Source organism: Streptomyces sp. WM6386, assembly GCF_000972385.1.
Classification (GTDB): Bacteria; Actinomycetota; Actinomycetes; order Streptomycetales; family Streptomycetaceae; genus Streptomyces.
This window is the reverse complement of the sequence record NZ_JXTE01000032.1, coordinates 97,598-116,514: the sequence shown is the minus strand read 5'-3', so window position 1 is coordinate 116,514 and position 18,917 is coordinate 97,598. Positions and strand designations below refer to the sequence as shown.

Here is an 18,917-nt window from a genome sequence, read left to right as displayed (position 1 = left end):
GACCCGGACACCCCGGACAAGGCCCCCTGGGAGGAAGCCGCAACCCTCCTCGCCCACCTCCACCGCACCCCCACCCCCCCCGGCACCCCCCCCATGCCCGCCCCGGCCAAGGCGGCCCAGTCCATCGCCCGCCTCCGCACCACACCCGCCGCCCCCGAACCCCTCGTACGCCCCGTCCTCGCCGCCTGGTCCGCCCTCCCCGCCTGGGCCCGCGCCGAGACCCCCATGCCGGACACCAGCACCCTGTGCCACGGCGATCTCCACCTGGGCCAGCTCGTCCGTCACCCCGCCTCCGACGGCCCCTGGCGCCTGATCGACGTGGACGACCTCGGACGAGGCGTCCCCGCCTGGGACCTCGCCCGCCCGGCCGCCTGGTACGCCTGCGGCCTCCTCCACCCCGACGAGTGGACCCGCTTCCTCGACGCCTACCGCGCGGCAGGCGGCCCGGCCGTTCCCGCGGACGGCGACCCCTGGCCCGCCCTGGACGTCCCGGCCCGCGCCCTCACCGTGCAGACCGCGGCCCGCGCCCTGACCAAGGCCGCCGCGGCGAACCGCTCCCTGGACGAGGTCGAACAGCTCCTCGTCGACGCCTGTGCACGAATGGGTTCCGCCCCACCCGAGTTGACCCGCACCGACGCGAAGTAGGGTGCAACCGACCGGAGCCGGACAGTGTCTGTCCTGGCGTAACGCGAAGCAGGACCAACCGGCGAGGAGTTGAGCCGACGATGCAGTGTCCGAAGTGTCACGCGCCCATGCACACGTACAACCGCAACGGTGTTCAGATCGAGCAGTGCAGCGGCTGCCGCGGGATTTTTCTCGACTACGGCGAGCTGGAGGCGCTGACCCGTGTGGAGTCCCAGTGGTCCCAGCCCGCCCCGCCGCCCCCGGCCGCCCCACAGGCCTACCCGGCGGCGCCCGCGGCCCCCGCCTGGGGCGCCCCGCAGCATGGCGGTCACCACGGCGGCCACTACGGCCACAAGCGTCACAAGAGCTTCGGCCACATGCTGTTCTCCAGCTGACGGCCGGCAGGCACGAAGAAGCCCCCGGCCGCAGGGCCGGGGGCTTCGGTGTGTGGACGATACTGGGATTGAACCAGTGACCTCTTCCGTGTCAGGGAAGCGCTCTCCCGCTGAGCTAATCGTCCAGGTCAGCCACCCCGTGAGAGGGGCTGCGTGCGCGATACTGGGATTGAACCAGTGACCTCTTCCGTGTCAGGGAAGCGCTCTCCCGCTGAGCTAATCGCGCGGGTTCGGACCTTGCCGTAGGAGCTGGAAGATCCAGTGGACGATACTGGGATTGAACCAGTGACCTCTTCCGTGTCAGGGAAGCGCTCTCCCGCTGAGCTAATCGTCCTTGGAGGTGGAGACGGGATTTGAACCCGTGTAGACGGCTTTGCAGGCCGTTGCCTCGCCTCTCGGCCACTCCACCAGGAGTGTAGGGGGTCGGGAAGATCCCCTTGCTCTTTCGAGCGAACGACGAGGTTCGAACTCGCGACCTCAACCTTGGCAAGGTTGCGCTCTACCAACTGAGCTACGTTCGCCTGTCTTTCCGATCCGCTCTCGCGGCCCGGCGACGTGTTGAACTCTAGCGGATTCCGGGGCCAGCACAAAAACGCGTTTGTGCAGCGTGCTGCGCTGCACCCGCTCGCGCACATGGTCACGGGCTCCGGAGGGACATGACCAGGTCACCCGCAGGACACCCGCCATAGACTCGACGCGTGCTCGACCTCGTCCCTCTCGCCCGCTTCGGCGGGCGCACAGCCACCGGACTCCTCGATGTCACCAGCGATCCCGCGGCCCTGGACTCCAGTGGCTTCTGGGCGGTCTGCGCCGACTTCGAGGGCCGTCTGACCTGCGCCCGCTTCCAGGACGTACGCAAGGAGCGGGTGCCCGCCCCGGTGCCGGGGGCGTGGCACGGCCCGGCGGCCGACGACTGGACGTCCTCCCTGGACCGCGCCGGATACACGGCGGGCGTCCGCCGGATCCGCGAGCACATCGCGGCCGGCGAGGTCTACCAGGCCAATCTCTGCCGGGTGCTGACCGCGCCCGTCGCACCCGACGCCGACGTGGACGCGCTGACCGCCCTGCTGGCCCGCGGCAACCCGGCACCGTACGCAGGAACGATCCGGCTGCGGGCGCACGGTGTGGAGATAGCCACCGCTTCTCCCGAGCTGTTCCTGCGCCGCGACGGCCGGATCGTCGAGTCCGGCCCGATCAAGGGCACCGGGCGCACCGAGGCGGACCTCCTGGAGAAGGACTACGCCGAGAACGTGATGATCGTGGATCTGGTCCGCAACGACATCGGACGGGTCTGCGCCACCGGCAGCGTGAGCGTGCCCGACCTGTGCGCGGTCGAGAAGCACCCGGGCCTTGTCCACCTCGTCTCGACGGTCCGCGGCGAACTGCGCGAGGGCGCCGGCTGGCCCGAACTGCTCGACGCCGCCTTCCCGCCCGGCTCCGTCACCGGCGCCCCCAAGTCCAGCGCCCTGCGGATCATCGACGCCCTGGAGACGGCGCCCCGCGGGCCGTACTGCGGAGGCATCGGCTGGGTCGACGCCGACCGGGGCACTGGCGAGCTGGCTGTCGGCATCCGCACCTTCTGGATCGACCGCGCGCAAGGCGTGCTGCGGTTCGGCACCGGCGCCGGCATCACCTGGGGTTCCGACCCCGAGGGGGAGTGGCGGGAGACCGAGCTGAAGGCGGCCCGGCTGCTCGCGGTAGCGTCGGGTGCGTACGAGGTTGACGAGAGGGACTTGACGTGAAGATCTGGCTCGACGGCGGGCTGCAGGACATCGAGTCCGCCCGCGTCTCCGTCTTCGACCATGGGCTGACCGTGGGCGACGGCATCTTCGAGACGGTGAAGGCGGTGGACGGCGAGCCGTTCGCCCTCACCCGGCACCTCGACCGGCTGACCCGGTCCGCGCGCGGTCTCGGCCTGCCCGACCCCGACCTCGACGAGGTGCGCCGCGGCTGCGCGGCCGTCATCGAGGCCAACCCGATGCCGCTCGGCCGGCTCCGCATCACCTACACCGGCGGCCACGGCCCCCTCGGCTCCGACCGCGGCGAACACGGCCCGACCCTGGTCGTCGCCCTCGGCGAGACCACCCGCCGACCCGACTCCACCACCGTGATCACGGTCCCCTGGACCCGCAACGAGCGCGGCGCCCTCACCGGACTCAAGACCACCTCGTACGCCGAGAACGTCGTGGCCCTCGCCCGGGCCCGCGAGCACGGCGCCTCCGAGGCGCTGTTCGCCAACACGGTCGGGCAGCTCTGCGAGGGCACCGGGTCGAACGTCTTCGTCGTCCTCGACGGTGAGCTCCACACCCCGCCGGTCGCCTCCGGCTGCCTCGCGGGCATCACGCGCGCGTTGACGGTCGAATGGACCGGCGCCAAGGAGACCGACCTGCCACTGGACGTCCTGGAGCGGGCCGACGAGGTCTTCCTCACCTCCACCCTGCGGGACGTACAGGCCGTCCACCGCGTCGACGACCGGGCACTGCCGGGCACCCCGGGCCCGGTCACCGCCAAGGCCATGCGGATCTTCGACGAGCGGGCCGGTCACGACCTGGACCCGTGAAAGGCCCGATAAATTGGGCTGACTCGGAGGCCCGCGGCGGGTAGAACACCCCTGATGACCACGACCCTGCGGCCAACCGAGCCGCTTCAGCACAACGCCGACGGCACGCGTTCACGCCGCTACCAGGTGTGCGTGAACAGCCGTCCCGTCGGCGCGATACACCTCGGCACCTCACCCTCCTTCGGCGACTCGGTGGCCCGCATCCACGACCTGCGGATCGAGGAGCCCGACCGGCGGCGCGGCCGGGGCACGGTGGCCGCGCTCGCCGCCGAGGAGGTGGCACGTGGCTGGGGCTGCCGCGAGATCGAGGCGGTCGGCGTACCGGCGTCCGCTGAGGCGGCCCTGCGGCTGGTCAAGGCGCTGGGCTACGTCCTGCGCAATCGCGGCATGGTGAAGCAACTCGGCGACACCGCGCCGGACCTGCCCGCCGACAGCCAGGCCCGCCCCATGACGCAGGCCGACTTCGACGCCTGGCTGGTGCACGAGTCGGAGGACTACGCGCGCACCTGGATGGCACGGGGCGTGCCCGAGCCCGAGGCGCGCGCCAAGTCGCAGCGCGACCACGACACGCTCCTGCCGCAGGGCCTCGCGACCGAGAACATGCAGTTCAGCATCCTGGAGCACGAGGGCACTCGCGTGGGCGTCCTCTGGCTCGCCCTGCGCGACGGCAAGCCCTACATCTTCGACGTCGAGGTGGACGAGGCCCACCGCGGTCGCGGACACGGCCGCACCCTCATGCTGCTGGCGGAGACCCAGGCACACGCCCTCGGCGAACGGACCCTGGGTCTGAACGTCTTCGCGGGCAACACCCCGGCCGAGCGGCTGTACGAGTCACTCGGCTACGAGACGACGCAGTACGCCTTCTACAAGCCGCTGCTGTAGGCGTACGACGGCTCAGGCACCCTGGGCGGCCAGCAGCCGGTCCGCGATCTCCTCGATGCGCTCGCGCAGCCCCTCCTGGCTCTTGCCGCCGTCCAGGCGCTCGCCGTCGATGACGTACGTCGGGGTGCCGGTCACGCCGATCGCCTTGCCCTCGGCCTGGTCGGCGTCCACGATCAGGATGTGCCGGCCGTCGATCAGCGCGGTGTCGAACTCCTCGGCGTCCAGCCCCAGTTCGCCGGCCACCTCGACCAGGAAGGGTTCTCCCCCGCGGCCCAGCTCCTCGACCCGGCCCAGCACGGCCTCGACGTAGTCCCAGCCCTTCCCCTGCTCCGCGGCCTCCTCGGCGGCCTGCGCGGCGGCGAAGGCGTGCTTGTTCTTCTCCAGCGGGAAGTGCCGCAGCCGCAGCTCCAGCCGGTCGCCGTATCGCGCACGCAGGGCCCGGACGTCCTCCAGGGCGCTCCGGCAGTCCGGGCACTGGAGATCGCACCAGACGTTGAGCACGGGGGCGACGGGACGCGCGGGGGAGGAGTCACTCATGTCCCCAGTCTCCCAGCCGCGCCTCGGACGACCCAATCGGCCCCGGAACGCCGCAGGGGAGACACACCTCGACCGGCACCTACGGAGGATCCGACCCGGAGATGTCCCTGATGTCGGGTCGGAGGATGGCCCCGCGGGGTGGGGGCGGTGCAGGATGGAAGGGACGAAGTGCCCTGCCGAGCCCTGCCTGGAGGACCGGATGATTGCCGAGACCGTCTGTTCCGCCGCCGCCGCGGCCGGCCTGGGCATCGCGGCGGTGACGGCGTACCGCAAGCGTTTCCTCGCCGCCGCCCGTCTCGCCGCGTACTCTCTCGTGCCCCTCGGCCTGGTCATGACGGGTGTCGTCGACTGGGTGGCGGACACCGCGTTCAGTCCGACGGCCTGGGCCGGCTTCGGTGTGCTCGGTGTCTCCTGGATGCTCTTCGCGAGCACGCGCGCGGTGGAGCGCAGGCGCGGCGGCACCCGCAAGGAGCGCAGGGCGGCCCGGGCCGCGCAGAGCGAGGCGATCGCCCCGGCGGCATCGGCGCCCTCGCTGGGCCAGGCCTCCCGGCCGGCGACCCGTCCCGCCGCCACACCCCGCGCCGGTGCCGGGGAGGACTTCAGTGACATCGAGGCCATCCTGAAGAAGCACGGCATATGACGGGTGCAGGCGGACTGAAACGACACAGTCGGCCCGCACCTGTCCCGGAGCCGTCCACGCCGTGAACCGTTCGTCACGGGATCCGGCGAACTGCCGTTCTTCCCTGGCGTGTTGGTCACCCGACCGGCGCCGACTGCGTCATCATCGCCCGCGAGATGCTGGACACGACACAGAGCGACGCCGCGCCGCCGCAGGACGAGCCGCGCGGGTGCCTTTTCGCCCTTTCCCAGCCACCGCTGATGATCTTTCTTGCGGTGATCGGGTGTCTACTGCTCATGGCTGCGCTGCACGATCTGCTGCTGCTCTGAGCCGTACCCGCGGTGCCCGGCGTCACCCGCCGGGTACCGCGTCGACACCACCGTGCGGGCCGGAGCTCAGCCCGCCGCCTCCTTGCGGCGCGCCCGGTACGCGGCCACATGCAGCCGGTTCCCGCACGTACGGCTGTCGCAGTAGCGCCGCGACCGGTTGCGGGAGAGGTCGACGAACGCGTGCCGGCAGTCGGGGGCCTCGCAGCGCCGCAGCCGTTCCTGCTCCCCGGCGACCACGAAGAAGGCCAGCGCCATGCCACAGTCCGCCGCCAGGTGATCGGCGATGGATGCACCGGGCGCGAAGTAGTGCACATGCCAGTCGTAGCCGTCGTGGTCGGTGAGCCGGGGCGTGGTGCCCGCCGCGGCCACCAAATCGTTGATCAGCCCGGCCGCGACCCGGGGGTCCGCGGCGGAGAAGATCGAGGCGAACCGGCCGCGGATCTTGCGCACCGTGGAGAGATCGAACTCCGAGAGCACCCCGACATCGCTGATCTCGTGCTTTTGTACGAAGTCCTCGAGAGCCGCGACGTCCGGCAGCGCGTCCGGGGTCGTGGTGTCCTCCGGTGCGGTGTTCACCAGATCCACCACGGCATCGAGGGCGCACCGGGTGTCATGGGTGATCAGCACGTTTCGCTCCCTGGCCTGGGGGTCGGGCGGGCGCCCGCCGATGCTGGCCGATGGTAGTGGCTCCACGAGCGCCCGTACCGGCCCCGGACCTCCTGAACCGGTGGTAACGGGCACACGCAGCGGCGCCGCCCCGCGAGAATCCGCGGCGACGGCGCCGGTGTGCGTACCCATATGCGGTTGTCTTGGCCCGAGCCGTCACCCCGAGTCGACGGCGCCGGGCGGCTTGGTGGGACCTCTCGCCCTAGCTCTCCGCCAGGATGTGCGAGAGCTCCTGATCGAGGTCGAAGTGCCGGTGTTCCGTGCCGGGGGGCACGGCGGCGTCCGTTCGCTTCAGGAAGGACTCCAGGGCCCGGGCCGGGGCCTCGAGCAATGCTTCACCTTCCGGGGAGCTCAGGGCGATGCACACGACGCCCTGACCGTGACTGCGCGACGGCCAGACTCGGACGTCGCCGGTTCCGGTGGGCCGGTGGAGGCCCTCCGCGAGGAGGTCGCGGGCGAACACCCACTCGACGGTCTCCTCGGCTCCGGTGTGGAAGGTGGCGTGCACGGCGTAGGGGTCGGCCGTGTCGTACCGCAGGCCTGCGGGGACAGGCAGGGAGGACTCGCTCGACACAACGAGGCGCAGGTGCAGCTCGCAGCTGACCGTGGTGTTCATAAGCGCCAGGGCCTTTCGCTCAGTGTGCGCTCGGGGATTCGCACGTCGGCGAAATCGACATGCCACCTACGGTGCCGTTGTAAACCCCTCTGAGTGTTTTGCGTGCCTTTACGTAACTCTTCCGGCCGAGACCCTGTTCGCGAGGTACGACCATTTCGGTGACCGGTTTCCCTCGGGTAAAGTTTGGCCGTATGAATACGGGGAGTGACGAGCAGGCCGAGGTGGCCGTGGCATCGGACGAGTCGAAGACGAGCGGGGCGCAGAGCGGGCACGGGCTCGGCTCGAAGGCGCCGGAATTCATCAAGGCGCGCCGCGTGCTGCACCTGAGCTGGCAGGTCGGGATCTTCATCATCGGCCTTGCCGTCGTGGCCCTGGGCATCGTCATGCTTCCGCTGCCGGGGCCCGGCTGGGTCGTGATCTTCGGCGGCATGGCGATCTGGGCGACCGAGTTCGTCTGGGCCCAGCTGGTGCTGCGCTGGACCAAGCTCAAGGTGACGGAGGCGGCCCAGAAGGCGCTCGATCCCAAGGTGCGCCGACGCAACATCATCCTGACGTCGATCGGCCTGGTGATCGTGGCCGCGATCGGCGGGGTCTACCTCTACAAGTTCGGCTTCGAGATGCCGTGGAACATCAAGGACCAGTGATCGGGGGCCCCGCGGGGGGTGCGGGGGCACCCCCTGACTTGGGGTAATGTTCTTCCTGCGTCCGGGCGATTAGCTCAGTGGGAGAGCGCTTCGTTCACACCGAAGAGGTCACTGGTTCGAACCCAGTATCGCCCACCCGGACCGTCGGCCCGTCTGCCTCAGTGCAGACGGGCCGACGTCGTTCCGGGCCTCCGTGCCGCCGACGAGTTTCGGCCGGACAACGTCCGGGCGCGACAGGCCAGTTCGCGTTCGATCCGTCGAATGCTCGCGTCTCACCTGCGGCTTTGCCTCTTTGGGGGGACCGTTCGGCTCCGACGTGCCGTCAACTCGCCCAGCAGGCCCACAAGAAAATCCTGTCCGAATCATTGACGCATTCCGAGCCCCCTCGTAACTTGTGCCAGCAAGCGCTTACTTGAAACGATTCATGCAGGCGGCAATGACGCTGCGGGGAGGGGGCCCAACCATGGGAACCAGCAAGAATGTTGAGAGGCGTACGATCCTGAAGGTGGCCGGGGCCTCGGCCGCCACCATCGGGCTGGGTGCGACGACCGCGTGCGGCGGTGACAGTGGTTCCGGCGACGGGACGGTGACACTCCGTTACGCGTGGTGGGGTGGCGAGCCGCGCACCATCGCCATGAAGAAGGCGATCGCGGTCTTCGAGAAGAAGAACCCGAAGATCAAGATCAAGCCTGAATTCACCGACTACCTGGCGTTCTGGGAGAAGTTCCAGACGCAGGCCTCCGGTGGAAATCCGCCGGACGTATTCCAGAATGCCGTCGGCTTCCTGCGCAAGTACGACAAGCGCGGCATTCTTCTGGACCTCAAGGCGCAGGCGGACGCCGGGAATCTGAGCCTGGACAACTTCCGCAACGGCGTTCTGGCGAACGGTCAGGTCGACAGCAAGCAGCTCGGCATCCCCGTCGGCGCCAACACCATGGCGCTCGTCATCGACCTCAAGGCCTTCAAGAAGGCGGGCGTCGAGGCGAAGATGGGCTGGACCTGGGACGAGTACTTCGACGCGCTCCAGACGATCCAGGACAAGCTGAAGATCGCCGGCGACACCGGCTACCACGCCATCATGTACCTGTACGACCTGTACCTCCGTCAGAACGGCAAGGCGTTCTTCACCGACTCCGATCTCGGCTTCACCGAGGACGACCTGACGCAGTGGTGGACGGACGGCTACAAGCGCGTGAGGTCCGGGCTCGTCGCCGATCCCAAGAAGATCGAGCAGGTCCAGCCCAAGTCCGGCCTTTCGGCAGGGCTCGCGGCGTCCGAGTTCACCTGGGACAACTTCTCCATCCGCTACGAGGGTGAGGGCGAGTCGGACTACGGGCTCGCGCCGATCCCCACCACGGACGGCAAGCAGACCGGCCAGTACCTCGGTTCGCTGATGCTGAGCGCCTTCTCCGGGACCAAGCACCCCAAGGAAGTCGCCCAGTTCATCAGCTTCATGGTCCACGACCCCGAGGTCGGCAAGATCATGGGCTACGACCGCGGCATCCTCTCCACGACCGAGCAGTACGACGCGTTCAAGCCGGCCGACGCCCAGAACAAGGGTGTCGCGGCCTACGAGGACGAGGTCGCCAAGGCCGGGGTGCTCGGCAAGATCACCCCGCACCCGTCGGGCGCCGACGTCATCGAGGCGGCGTTCCTGCGCATCGGCGGCGAGGTCTCCCAGGGCAAGACCAAGCCGGCCGACGCCGCCAAGGCGCTGTTCAGCGAGGCCAAGGCCGCGTTCGCGGGCTGAGGGGACGTACCACCATGACGCTCGTCAAGGAAGCGCCCGCGCGTCCGGCGAAGAAGCGGTCCACCGCTCCTTCCGCCGGGCGGCGCGGGCGGCGCCGCGAGAACATCGCCGGCTATCTCTTCATGTCGCCGTGGATCGCCGGGTTCCTGGTGCTCACGGCTGGGCCGATGATCGCGTCGCTGTACTACGCGTTCACCCGCTACAACCTCTTCACTCCACCGGAGTGGGTGGGCTTCGACAACTTCACGACCATGTTCCAGGACCCGCGCTGGCAGAAGTCGGTCGAGGTCACGCTGAAGTACGTCGTCGTGGCCACCCCGCTGAAGCTGCTGCTCGCGCTCGGTGTCGCGCTGCTGCTCGCGCAGAAACGGCGCGGACAGGGGCTGTACAGGGCCGCGTTCTACATGCCCTCGCTCATCGGCGCCAGCGTCTCCGTCGGCTTCGTGTGGCGGGCGCTGTTCTCGGACGACGCGATCGTGGACCGTTCGCAGAAGGTCTTCGGGCTCGACGTGGGCGGCTGGATCGGCAACCCGGACTACGTCATCTACGCGCTGGTGGCGCTGAGTATCTGGCAGTTCGGCGCGCCGATGGTCATCTTCCTGGCCGGGCTCAAGCAGGTTCCGCAGGAGCTGTACGAGGCCGCCGAGATGGACGGGGCAGGACCCCTCAGGCGGTTCTGGAACATCACGCTGCCGATGATTTCCCCGGTGCTGTTCTTCAACGTGCTGCTGGAGTCCATCCACGCGTTCCAGGTGTTCGGGTCCGCCTATGTGGTCTCCAACACCCAGTGCGGGCCCGCCGACGCCACCCTCGTCTACACCTGTTACCTCTACCAGAAGGGCTTCAAGGAGGCCCAGATGGGCTTCGCCTCCGCGATGGCCTGGACGCTGGTGGTCGCGGTGGCGCTCGTCACGGCGGTCCTGTTCTGGTCGCAGAAGAAGTGGGTGCACTACGAGGAGGCCGCCAAGTGACCAGTGTCAGCACCCCCGCCGTGCGCACCGCCAACGAGCGGAAGCGCACCGGTTCGATCGCCTGGCACGTGGGCTCGCTCGCCGTCCTCGCGGTCGTCCTGTACCCGGTGATCTGGGTGATCGGTGCCTCGTTCAAGCCGAGCAAGGACATCATCGCCAGCATCGACCTGCTGCCCGTCAAGCCGGTCTGGGCGAACTTCTCCGCGCTCGCCGACGGTATCTCCGGCATCTCCATCAGCACGTTCTTCACGAACTCGCTGATGTACGCGGGGCTCGCCGTGGCCGGTGTCGTGCTGTCCAGCTCGCTGACCGCGTACGCCTTCGCCAAGATCCGGTTCGCCGGGCGGAACCTGCTGTTCACGCTGATGATCGGCACGCTGCTGCTGCCGTATCACGTCCTGCTCATCCCGCAGTACGTGATGTTCCGCAAGCTTGAGCTCACCGACACCCTGGTGCCGCTCGTCGCGGGCAAGTTCCTGGCCACGGAAGCCTTCTTCGTCTTCCTGATGGTGCAGTTCATGCGCGGCCTCCCCAAGGAACTGGACGAGGCCGCCAAGCTCGACGGCTGCGGGCATCTGCGGACCTACTGGTCCATCGTGCTGCCGCTGTGCCGGCCCGCCCTCATCACCAGCGCGATCTTCACCTTCATCAACGCGTGGAACGACTTCATGGGGCCGTTGATCTACCTCAACACCCCCGACAAGTACACCGTCTCGCTCGGCCTGATGATGTTCCGCGATCAGGAGGGCATCTCCAACTACGGCAGCATGATCGCGATGTCGCTGGTGGCGCTGGTGCCGGTCATCGCCTTCTTCATGGCCTTCCAACGGTATCTCATCGACGGTATGGCGACGTCCGGACTGAAGTGAGCGGAAAGGACTGAGGCGGTCACCATGGCGGAAGCACGAGTGAAGGCCCGCTCCCGGCGCAGGGAGTCCATGTTCGGTGAGCGGTTCGCGGTCTTCGCCGAGTCCCTGCTCACCGGGGTATGGATCGCCGTGGCCTGTCTCGGGGTCGTCACCTATCCCGCGGCCTTCGCCGCCGGCGCGCGGCATCTACGGCGTCGTACGACGCACGAGAGCGGTGGCTGGCGGGAGTTCGTCGCGGACTTCCGTACGGCTCTGCGCGGCGGGTGGGTCGTCGGGCTCGCCGGGTGGGCGGTGGCCGCCGCGGTCTGGGTGGACGTCCAGGCCGCGCGGGCCGGTCTGCCCGGTGGGCCGCTCGTCGGGGCCGTCGGCATCTTCGCGCTGATCGGGCTCGCCGTGGCCCTGCTGCGCGCGGCGGCGCACTGGACGCCCGGTGACGCCTGGCGGCTGCTGCTCGCGGACGCCGGGCGGCGGACCGTGCTCGATCCCGCCGGATCCTTCCTGATCGTCTGCGGGCTGGGCGTCGTGGCCCTGTCCGCCATGTTCATCGCACCGCTGGCGGTCCCCGTCCTCGGGGCCGTCGCGGCGGCGGCCGTCGCCGTCGAGGAGCGCTACCGGCGCCGCTGACGGGCGGTGCCCTCGCACCAGGTCGGCGCCCCGGGCGTCGCACCTCTCTCTGTCATGCCCCTGACCACCTGCACGGAAAAGCTTCCCGCACGGAAGGAAAGGCAGGACCCCTATGTCTCCCATCCCCCGCAGGTCCATCCTCAAGGCGGCCGCCGTCGCCGGCGCCGCCGCACAGTTCAGCTGGGCCCTAGGAGCCAAGGACGCGCAGGCCGCGCCGAGAGCCGCGGAAGCCGACGCCGATCCCGTGACCCTGGACTGGCTGGAGGACGGCGGGCTGGGTGCCGCACCCGGCTCCACTCTCGGCGTGCCCTGGCCCAAGGGCACCTACCAGGAGGACCAGACCTTCGCGCTGACGGACGCGGACGGCAAGTCCGTACCCGTGCAGTCCTGGCCGATCGCCTACTGGCCGGACGGGTCCCTCAAGTGGACCGCCCACGCCGTGAGTTCGGGCGACGGCAAGCTCACCCTCGCCGCCGGCGAGGCCGCCGTACCGGACAAGAAGGTCACCGTCGACAAGAGCGGTGGCACCATCACCGTCTCCACCGGCGTCATCACCGCGAAGATCGGCAAGTCCGGTGCCACGCTGATCAAGTCGGTCACCCGCGGCTCCACCGAGATCGCCAAGAACGGCAGGCTCGTGCTGATCCGCCAGCCCGAGATCGAGGACGAGGACCAGGGCGCGGTCAAGACCGAGCGCTTCGACGGCGCCATCTCCGAGGTCACCGTCGAACAGGACGGCCCGGTCCGCGCGGTCGTCCGCATCGATGGCAAGCACCGCAAGGGCAACCGGAGTTGGCTGCCGTTCGCCATCCGTCTGTACTTCTACGCCGGCGCCGACTCCTTCCGCATGGTGCACACCATCACCTTCGACGGCACCCAGGAGCCGGGCAAGGCCAGCGGCGACTTCATCCGTGGCATCGGCGTCCGCTTCACCGTGCCGATGCGCGACCAGTCCTACGACCGTCACATCCGCATCGGCGGTGACGGCACCGGACTGCTGCGCGAGGCCGTCAAGGGCATCACCGGTCTGCGCCGCGACCCGGGCGCCGCCGTGCAGGCCGCCCAGTACGCGGGCGAGAAGCTGCCCGACCCGGCCACCTGGGACCAGCGGGTCACCACCCGACTCCAGTACATCCCCGAGTGGGGCGACTACACCCTCTCCCAGCTCTCCGCCGACGGCTTCAACCTGCGCAAGCGCACCAAGAAGGGCCACGGCTGGATCGGCGCCGGCGGCGGCAAGCGGGCGTCCGGCTTCGGCTACGTCGGTGGCGCCAGCGGCGGACTCTCCTTCGGCCTGCGGGACTTCTGGGAGAAGTTCCCCGCCCAGCTCGACATCCGCGACGCCCAGACCGACGAGGCCGAGGTCACCCTCTGGCTCTGGTCGCCCGAGGCACAGCCGATGGACCTGCGCTTCTACCACGACGGCATGGGCCAGGACACCTTCGCCGAGCAGCTCGAAGGCCTCAACATCACCTACGAGGACTACGAGCCCGAGTTCGGCACCCCGTACGGCATCGCGCGTACGTCGGAGCTGTTGTTCTGGGCCAACGAGACGACCCCGACTCCGGCGAAACTCGCCGAACAGGTCGAGGCCGTACGGGTGCTGCCACAGCTCGCCGCGCCCCCCAAGCAGCTCATCAAGGCCAAGGTCTTCGGCCCCGGCCTGTACTCCGAGCCCGACCGCTCCACGCCCGCCAAGGCGAAGATCGAGGACCACCTCGACTTCCTGTTCACCTACTACAAGGACCAAGTGGAGCAGCGCCGTTGGTACGGCTTCTGGGACTACGGCGACATCATGCACACCTATGACACGGTGCGGCACCAGTGGCGGTACGACATCGGTGGGTACGCGTGGGACAATTCCGAACTGTCGCCAGACCTCTGGCTCTGGTTCGCGTACATCCGCTCCGGTCGCGCGGACATCTTCCGCTTCGCCGAGGCGATGACACGGCACACCGGTGAGGTCGACGTCTACCACCTGGGCAAGTGGGCCGGGCTCGGCACCCGGCACGGTGTGCAGCACTACGCCGACAGCGCCAAGCAGCAGCGCATCGCCAACACGACGTACCGCCGCTACTACTACTTCCTCACCGCGGACGAGCGCGTCGGCGACCTCATGCACGCCAACGTCGACTCCGACGAGACCTTCCTCGCGCTCGACCCGCTGCGCAAGATCCGCACCGAGCCGTACACCCCCGACCGCCACGCGCTGTCGATCGGCTTCGGCACGGACTGGAGCGGGCTCGTGTCGGCCTGGCTGACCGAGTGGGAGCGCAAGGGCCCCAAGTGGGAGAAGGCCAAGGCGCGCGTGCTGTCGACCATGGAGACGATCGGCGCCCAGCCGAACGGATTCGTACAGGGGAGCGGGCTGTACGACCTGGACACCGGCAAGTTCGCCATCGCCTCGGCACCGGTGGTCGGGGTCTCGCACCTCTCCGCGGTCTTCGGGCTCAACGAACTGTGCGCCGAGCTCATCGACCTCGTCGACATCCCGAAGTTCAACGAGGCGTACTACGACTACTGCCGCTACTTCAACGCCACCAAGGCCGAGCAGGCGGCGCGGTACGGGTCCAACTTCGGCACGCTGCTGCTGTTCCAGGGGCACTCGCGGCTCGACGCGTACGCGGCGGTGCAGACCGGGGACGCGAAGCTCGCCAAGCGTGCCTGGGACAAGTTCTACAACTCCGACGGGTACAAGGAGTCGGCGCCCTGGAAGACGGAGGAGCTGAGCGGGCCGGTCGCGTTGGTGCCGGGTAGTGAGGCGGCCTGGGTGGCCACGAACGACACCGCGTTGTACGGGCTCGCCGCCATCGAGAACCTGGCGCTGCTCGGGGACAAGATGCCGTAGCGGGCCTGGGGGCTGCGGGGCTGTTGTGGCTGGTCGCGCTCACGCGGCGGTAGCCGCATATCGACACAGCCCCGCGCCCCTGGGTGGGTCAGCTCATCCTTCCCAGGATGTCCCGCATCCTCTGGACATCCCTGATGCGCTGCTCGTACGTCGCTCCCAGTGCGAGCAGCAACAGGCCGGCCAGGGCGGGAAGTACCCAGCGGGGGAGGGCGTCCGTCACCTGGACGATGTACGGGGCGAGTTCGTGCAGGGCGTCCAGGGTCAGGACCGTGCCGCCCAGCAGGAGCGGTGCCTGGAGGTTGTAGCCGGCGCCGAGCAGGGTGAGTGACAGGGCGGCCAGGCCCAGCAGGAGGGGGCGGGTCCAGTGCGGGTCGGCCCAGGCCGCGGCGAGGCTCGGCAGGAGGGTGGCGGCGAGGCCGGGGCCGTACGCCGTCCAGGACGAGGTCCGCGGCTTGCGGCGGATGCGCAGGAAGCCGATGACGAGCGCCGGGACGGTCACCGGGACGGTGTAGGCCTCGGGCATCGTCACGTCCCAGGCCGCCAGGCGTACCCAGGTGGCGAGGACGAACAGCACGGCGGCCGCGTAGCCGACGGGACGGCGGTCCGGGCGGAGCGCGGTGCCCGCGGCGATCACCGCGCACAGGGCCAGGACCAGGGCGAGCATCGGCAGGTCGGTCGCGGCGAGTCCGATGGCGAGCAGTCCGGCGACGGCACCCGCCACCTCGAGGGGAATCCGCTCGGTCACGCGCGGTGCGATCAGGGCCGCGGCCACCGGGACCACCAGGACCAGCAACGCGGTGTGCTGCGGCTGCCAGTCCGCGGCCGCTCCCGTCGCGCAGGCCAGCGCGGTGGCGTACGCGAGGGCGGCCGGGGCCGTGATGGACGTGAGCCGCCAGGAGACCGCCGCGAAGAACGCGGTGAGGGCGCCGAGCGTGGTGAGGGTCGCCGTCTGTGAGGCCAGCGCGGTGAAGGAGAGGCTGGCGGAGGTGGCGAGGGCGAGGATCGTCGCCGTCGGCTGCCCGTACGGAGCGGCGAGCGCGACCGCGGTCAGCGCGCCGAGCATCAACAGGCCGGTCGTGTAGGGGAGTTCGAGGACCGCCGGAACCGTCAGGGCCGCGGCCCAGATGAGCACCAGTGCGCCCGTCAGGGCCCGGGCGTGCCGGTCGGTGTTCCTGACCGCCAGGGCGAGCACCGCCGCGACGGCCACCAGGACGAGCGGAGCCGCCCCCATGTCCGGCGGCCAGGGCGCGTCCACCGTCACCGCCCCACGAATGTTCGCCGGCGCCCCGGACCACGCCCGGGACGTCCAGGCGACCGGCCCCAGCAGAGTGAGCGCCACGAGCGGCAGCGCCCACAGCACCGCGAGCCCCTGCACGACGGCGGAGGACCAGGCCAGCCCATCGCGAACCGTCTCCGGCAGCCGGCCGATCCGCACGGCCGCCAACAGGGCGATCCCGCAGACGAGAAGCATCGGAACCGTCCACGCGTCCGGCACCGCGGGGCGGACCGCGCCGCCCAGCGCGGCGACCGCGAGGAGACCCGAGGTCACGGCGAGGCCGACGGTGTGGCCCTTGCCCAGGCCGCCGCGCCAGGCCGCGCCCAGGGCGATCGCCGCCGCGAGGAGGACGAGCGCCGCCGCACGGGCGGCGGCGCTCGGACCGGTGGCCGTCCAGGACAACCAGCCGGCCGTCAGTGCGCCCGAGGAGCCCAGGCCGTACGCGCCGACGGTGGCGACGACACGTACGGACCCGATCGTCACCCGGAGCGCGACAACTGTGTCGAACGCGGCCGTCACCAGCAGCGCGGCCGCGATGCCGTGGGCGCCCACGGAGGACGAGATCGCCCAGCAGAACAGCGGGAGTTGGGCCGCGGTCAGCGCGGCCGGGAGGGGCAGACGCAGCTCCGCCGCCCGCGGTAGCAGGCCGTAGGCCAGCCAGAGCCCCGCCAGCAGCGCCGACGCGGTCGCCGTGTAGCCCGCGCCGCCCGTCCCGGGGAAGGCGACCTCGTACAGCGCGTACGCGTCGAGCACCGTCAGCGCCAGACCCAGACCCGCCACCGTCTCGGCCGTCGAGCGCAGCCCGCGCTTCACCAGGGGCAGCGGAGCGGCGAGCGCGGCCAGCGTGAGTGCGCCGAGCACCAGACCCCGGCCGGCGATCCCCAGATGCCCCCAGCTGACCAGCGTGAACACCATCGCGGCGATCGTCAGCAGGACACCGCCCAGCAGCAGGAGAAGGTTCTGCACGCCGGGAGCGCTCGTCTCAGGGCGAGGCGAGGCCACAGGGGCCGGCTTCGTCGTCGGCCGCGGCTGCAGCGCGGCGACCAGCCACGCCCGTCGGGTCAGCAACTGGGCCCGGCGGCGGTCGAGTTGCCACAGCTCGGCATCGAGGAGCCGCAGCTCCTCGGCCGGGGGCGGAATGTGCGTCATACCTTGGAGTGTGGTCCGCGTCACGTCGTAGGGCATGAGTGCGCGTACTCAGACCGTACTCAGATCCGTGCGGGCAGACTCTGTGCATGGACTGGACCCATTACCGCTTCCGTACGCAGTGGGCCCTGAGCGCGCCGCCCGCCACCGTCTACGACGCCCTGGAACAGGCCGAGGACTACCCCCGCTGGTGGCCCCAGGTTCGCGAGGTCGACCGTCTCGACGACACCACCGGCATCATCACGATCCGGGCCACCCTGCCCTACGACCTGGTCTTCACCGCGCGAGAGGTGCGGCGCGACCGGGCGGCCGGAGTGCTGGAGATCGACATGACCGGCGACCTGGAGGGATGGGCGCGCTGGACGATCGACGGGGACGGGGCGCGCAGCCTCGCCCGCTACGAGCAGGTGGTCGATGTGAACAAGCCGCTCCTGAGGCGCCTCGCCGTGCCCGGACGGCCGGTGTTCCGAGCCAACCACTGGTTGATGATGCGGGCCGGACGACGGGGTCTGGCCGCGTACTTGGAAGCGGTTTGAAGGAAGGGCGCGGGGACCTGTATTGTTCAGTCCGTTCCCGGGCGATTAGCTCAGTGGGAGAGCGCTTCGTTCACACCGAAGAGGTCACTGGTTCGAACCCAGTATCGCCCACCGGGAGAAAGCCGGTCCGCGTCACGCGGACCGGCTTCTTTGTGTCGAGGCCCTCCTCAGGCGGCCGCCGCGGGCAGCTCCGGACGCAGCGGCCACGCCGTGTCCACCACCTCCGGGGTGCCACTGCGCGCGAACCACGCCTGCAGCCCCCGCGCCTGCGCCGCGTGCCACCCGGCCTGGAGCGCGTGCACCTCGCCCGCGCTCAGCCGCTCGAGCCGGGCCGCGAAACGGCGCCCCACAGCCCGTACGACATCCAGCGCGGCCAGCGCGTCCGCGCCCGCGTCGTGCGCGCCGTCCAGCGTGACCTCGTAGTGCGCGCACAGGTCCGTCAGCGTGCGACGGCCCTTGCGGTAGCGGTCCAGATGTTTGTCGAGGACTCTCGGGTCCAGCACCAGCAGCGGCGACGACTCGAACCAGCGGTCCAGCGACGAGGCCCGATGGCGGCGCAACTCCCGGTCCAGGATGGTCAGATCGAACGGCGCGTTCATGACCACCAGCGGGCGGCCCGCGGCGGCCTGCTCGGTCAGGTGTTCCGCTATCTCGTACATCACCGGCGCCGGCCAGCGGCCGTTGCGCTGCAGATGGTCGTCCGTCAGTCCATGCACCGCCGTCGCCGCCTCCGGCACCGGAACACCCGGGTTCACCAGCCATCGGGTCACCCGCGGCCGGGTACCCGGGGCGTCCTGGACGACGACGGCGGCCGACACGATCCGGTCGGTCTCGACGTCGACGCCCGTGGTCTCCGTGTCGAAGGCGGCCAGGGGCCCTTCGTACCAGCACGTCATTCCAACTCAACCCCTCGTTCACCCACGGCAGCTGACGCACCGTCTTCTGCCAGTTTGGTGATACCCGGGCTGTTTGCGCCGTACGCCGGAAGGACACAACAGGAATACGGGTCTTTGCAGTTCAGCGAC

General features: G+C 69.9%; 19 protein-coding genes and 7 tRNA genes. 16 read left to right on the top strand and 10 right to left on the bottom strand.

Annotated features, from left to right (window positions below; all coding sequences use genetic code 11):
- A partial coding sequence (locus tag TN53_RS21025; protein WP_046260114.1) for a phosphotransferase family protein occupies window positions 1-645 on the top strand: 645 nt, incomplete at its 5' end.
- An 80-nt stretch (window positions 646-725) separates the two neighbouring features.
- Window positions 726-1,019 carry a zf-TFIIB domain-containing protein gene (locus TN53_RS21020; RefSeq protein WP_095046620.1) on the top strand — a complete coding sequence of 98 codons (294 nt, stop codon included), beginning with the start codon at window positions 726-728 and terminating at the stop codon, window positions 1,017-1,019.
- A gap of 53 nt (window positions 1,020-1,072) precedes the next feature.
- Here TN53_RS21020 and TN53_RS21015 read toward each other — a convergent pair.
- The 5 genes from TN53_RS21015 to TN53_RS20995 all read right to left on the bottom strand — a co-directional run bounded on the left by TN53_RS21015 (window position 1,073) and on the right by TN53_RS20995 (window position 1,540).
- Window positions 1,073-1,144, bottom strand: a tRNA-Val gene (locus tag TN53_RS21015).
- Between the two features lie 29 nt (window positions 1,145-1,173).
- Window positions 1,174-1,245, bottom strand: a tRNA-Val gene (locus tag TN53_RS21010).
- A 36-nt stretch (window positions 1,246-1,281) separates the two neighbouring features.
- A tRNA-Val gene (locus TN53_RS21005) sits at window positions 1,282-1,353 on the bottom strand.
- A gap of 1 nt (window position 1,354) precedes the next feature.
- A tRNA-Cys gene (locus tag TN53_RS21000) sits at window positions 1,355-1,428 on the bottom strand.
- A gap of 39 nt (window positions 1,429-1,467) precedes the next feature.
- A tRNA-Gly gene (locus TN53_RS20995) sits at window positions 1,468-1,540 on the bottom strand.
- Between the two features lie 177 nt (window positions 1,541-1,717).
- Between TN53_RS20995 and TN53_RS20990 the strand changes: the two genes are divergently transcribed.
- Genes TN53_RS20990 through TN53_RS20980 form a run of 3 tightly spaced genes read left to right on the top strand, consistent with a single transcriptional unit; the run spans window position 1,718 to window position 4,461 of the window.
- On the top strand, window positions 1,718-2,761 hold the full coding sequence (locus TN53_RS20990; RefSeq protein ID WP_046260112.1) for a chorismate-binding protein: 1,044 nt from the start codon (window positions 1,718-1,720) through the stop codon (window positions 2,759-2,761).
- A complete protein-coding gene (locus TN53_RS20985; RefSeq protein ID WP_046260111.1) occupies window positions 2,758-3,579 on the top strand; it encodes an aminotransferase class IV in 822 nt (273 codons plus the stop codon). Before TN53_RS20990 ends, TN53_RS20985 begins: the two co-directional genes overlap by 4 nt.
- A gap of 54 nt (window positions 3,580-3,633) precedes the next feature.
- Entirely contained in the window at window positions 3,634-4,461 is an 828-nt protein-coding gene (locus TN53_RS20980; protein WP_046260110.1) for a GNAT family N-acetyltransferase, read from the top strand.
- A gap of 12 nt (window positions 4,462-4,473) precedes the next feature.
- Here TN53_RS20980 and TN53_RS20975 read toward each other — a convergent pair whose 3' ends face one another.
- A complete protein-coding gene (locus TN53_RS20975) occupies window positions 4,474-4,998 on the bottom strand; it encodes a DsbA family protein (protein WP_046260109.1) in 525 nt (174 codons plus the stop codon).
- A gap of 199 nt (window positions 4,999-5,197) precedes the next feature.
- Here TN53_RS20975 and TN53_RS20970 point away from each other — a divergent pair, with 199 nt between their 5' ends.
- Together TN53_RS20970 and TN53_RS47880 are read left to right on the top strand one after the other, a co-directional pair.
- Window positions 5,198-5,638 carry a hypothetical protein gene (locus TN53_RS20970; protein WP_046260108.1) on the top strand — a complete coding sequence of 147 codons (441 nt, stop codon included), beginning with the start codon at window positions 5,198-5,200 and terminating at the stop codon, window positions 5,636-5,638.
- Window positions 5,639-5,793: 155 nt separating this feature from the next.
- Window positions 5,794-5,946, top strand: coding sequence for a hypothetical protein (locus TN53_RS47880; protein ID WP_020138043.1), 153 nt, complete (start codon window positions 5,794-5,796; stop codon window positions 5,944-5,946).
- Between the two features lie 66 nt (window positions 5,947-6,012).
- Here the strand turns inward: TN53_RS47880 and TN53_RS20965 are convergent, their stop codons facing one another.
- Window positions 6,013-6,573: a CGNR zinc finger domain-containing protein gene (locus TN53_RS20965; RefSeq protein ID WP_046260107.1), complete on the bottom strand. Its 561-nt coding sequence runs from the start codon at window positions 6,571-6,573 to the stop codon at window positions 6,013-6,015.
- A gap of 241 nt (window positions 6,574-6,814) precedes the next feature.
- On the bottom strand, window positions 6,815-7,228 hold the full coding sequence (locus TN53_RS20960) for an SsgA family sporulation/cell division regulator (RefSeq protein ID WP_004002642.1): 414 nt from the start codon (window positions 7,226-7,228) through the stop codon (window positions 6,815-6,817).
- A 191-nt stretch (window positions 7,229-7,419) separates the two neighbouring features.
- Here TN53_RS20960 and TN53_RS20955 point away from each other — a divergent pair, with 191 nt between their 5' ends.
- From TN53_RS20955 to TN53_RS20925, 7 genes are all read left to right on the top strand, one after another.
- A complete protein-coding gene (locus TN53_RS20955; RefSeq protein ID WP_046260106.1) occupies window positions 7,420-7,872 on the top strand; it encodes a TIGR02611 family protein in 453 nt (150 codons plus the stop codon).
- 63 nt (window positions 7,873-7,935) lie between these two features.
- Window positions 7,936-8,007: transfer RNA gene (locus TN53_RS20950), tRNA-Val, on the top strand.
- Between the two features lie 328 nt (window positions 8,008-8,335).
- The gene (locus tag TN53_RS20945) at window positions 8,336-9,622 is read left to right on the top strand and encodes an ABC transporter substrate-binding protein (protein ID WP_046260105.1); all 1,287 of its coding nucleotides are present in this window, start codon (window positions 8,336-8,338) and stop codon (window positions 9,620-9,622) included.
- A gap of 14 nt (window positions 9,623-9,636) precedes the next feature.
- Window positions 9,637-10,593 carry a carbohydrate ABC transporter permease gene (locus TN53_RS20940; protein WP_046260104.1) on the top strand — a complete coding sequence of 319 codons (957 nt, stop codon included), beginning with the start codon at window positions 9,637-9,639 and terminating at the stop codon, window positions 10,591-10,593.
- Window positions 10,590-11,462 carry a carbohydrate ABC transporter permease gene (locus tag TN53_RS20935; RefSeq protein WP_046260103.1) on the top strand — a complete coding sequence of 291 codons (873 nt, stop codon included), beginning with the start codon at window positions 10,590-10,592 and terminating at the stop codon, window positions 11,460-11,462. Before TN53_RS20940 ends, TN53_RS20935 begins: the two co-directional genes overlap by 4 nt.
- Before the next feature lie 24 nt (window positions 11,463-11,486).
- On the top strand, window positions 11,487-12,086 hold the full coding sequence (locus TN53_RS20930; RefSeq protein ID WP_046260102.1) for a hypothetical protein: 600 nt from the start codon (window positions 11,487-11,489) through the stop codon (window positions 12,084-12,086).
- A gap of 112 nt (window positions 12,087-12,198) precedes the next feature.
- Window positions 12,199-14,934 (top strand): hypothetical protein, encoded by a 2,736-nt coding sequence (locus tag TN53_RS20925; RefSeq protein ID WP_046260101.1) that lies wholly within the window; start codon window positions 12,199-12,201, stop codon window positions 14,932-14,934.
- An 88-nt stretch (window positions 14,935-15,022) separates the two neighbouring features.
- Here TN53_RS20925 and TN53_RS20920 read toward each other — a convergent pair whose 3' ends face one another.
- On the bottom strand, window positions 15,023-17,359 hold the full coding sequence (locus TN53_RS20920) for an SCO7613 C-terminal domain-containing membrane protein (RefSeq protein ID WP_234441654.1): 2,337 nt from the start codon (window positions 17,357-17,359) through the stop codon (window positions 15,023-15,025).
- Window positions 17,360-17,445: 86 nt separating this feature from the next.
- Here TN53_RS20920 and TN53_RS20915 point away from each other — a divergent pair, with 86 nt between their 5' ends.
- A complete protein-coding gene (locus tag TN53_RS20915) occupies window positions 17,446-17,892 on the top strand; it encodes an SRPBCC family protein (protein ID WP_046260099.1) in 447 nt (148 codons plus the stop codon).
- A gap of 39 nt (window positions 17,893-17,931) precedes the next feature.
- Window positions 17,932-18,003 (top strand) — tRNA-Val (locus TN53_RS20910).
- Window positions 18,004-18,059: 56 nt separating this feature from the next.
- On the opposite strand, the gene TN53_RS20905 is transcribed toward TN53_RS20910, so the two are convergent.
- Window positions 18,060-18,788, bottom strand: a complete 729-nt coding sequence (locus tag TN53_RS20905; RefSeq protein WP_046260098.1) for a 3'-5' exonuclease — start codon at window positions 18,786-18,788, stop codon at window positions 18,060-18,062.
- Between the last annotated feature and the right edge of the window lie 129 nt (window positions 18,789-18,917).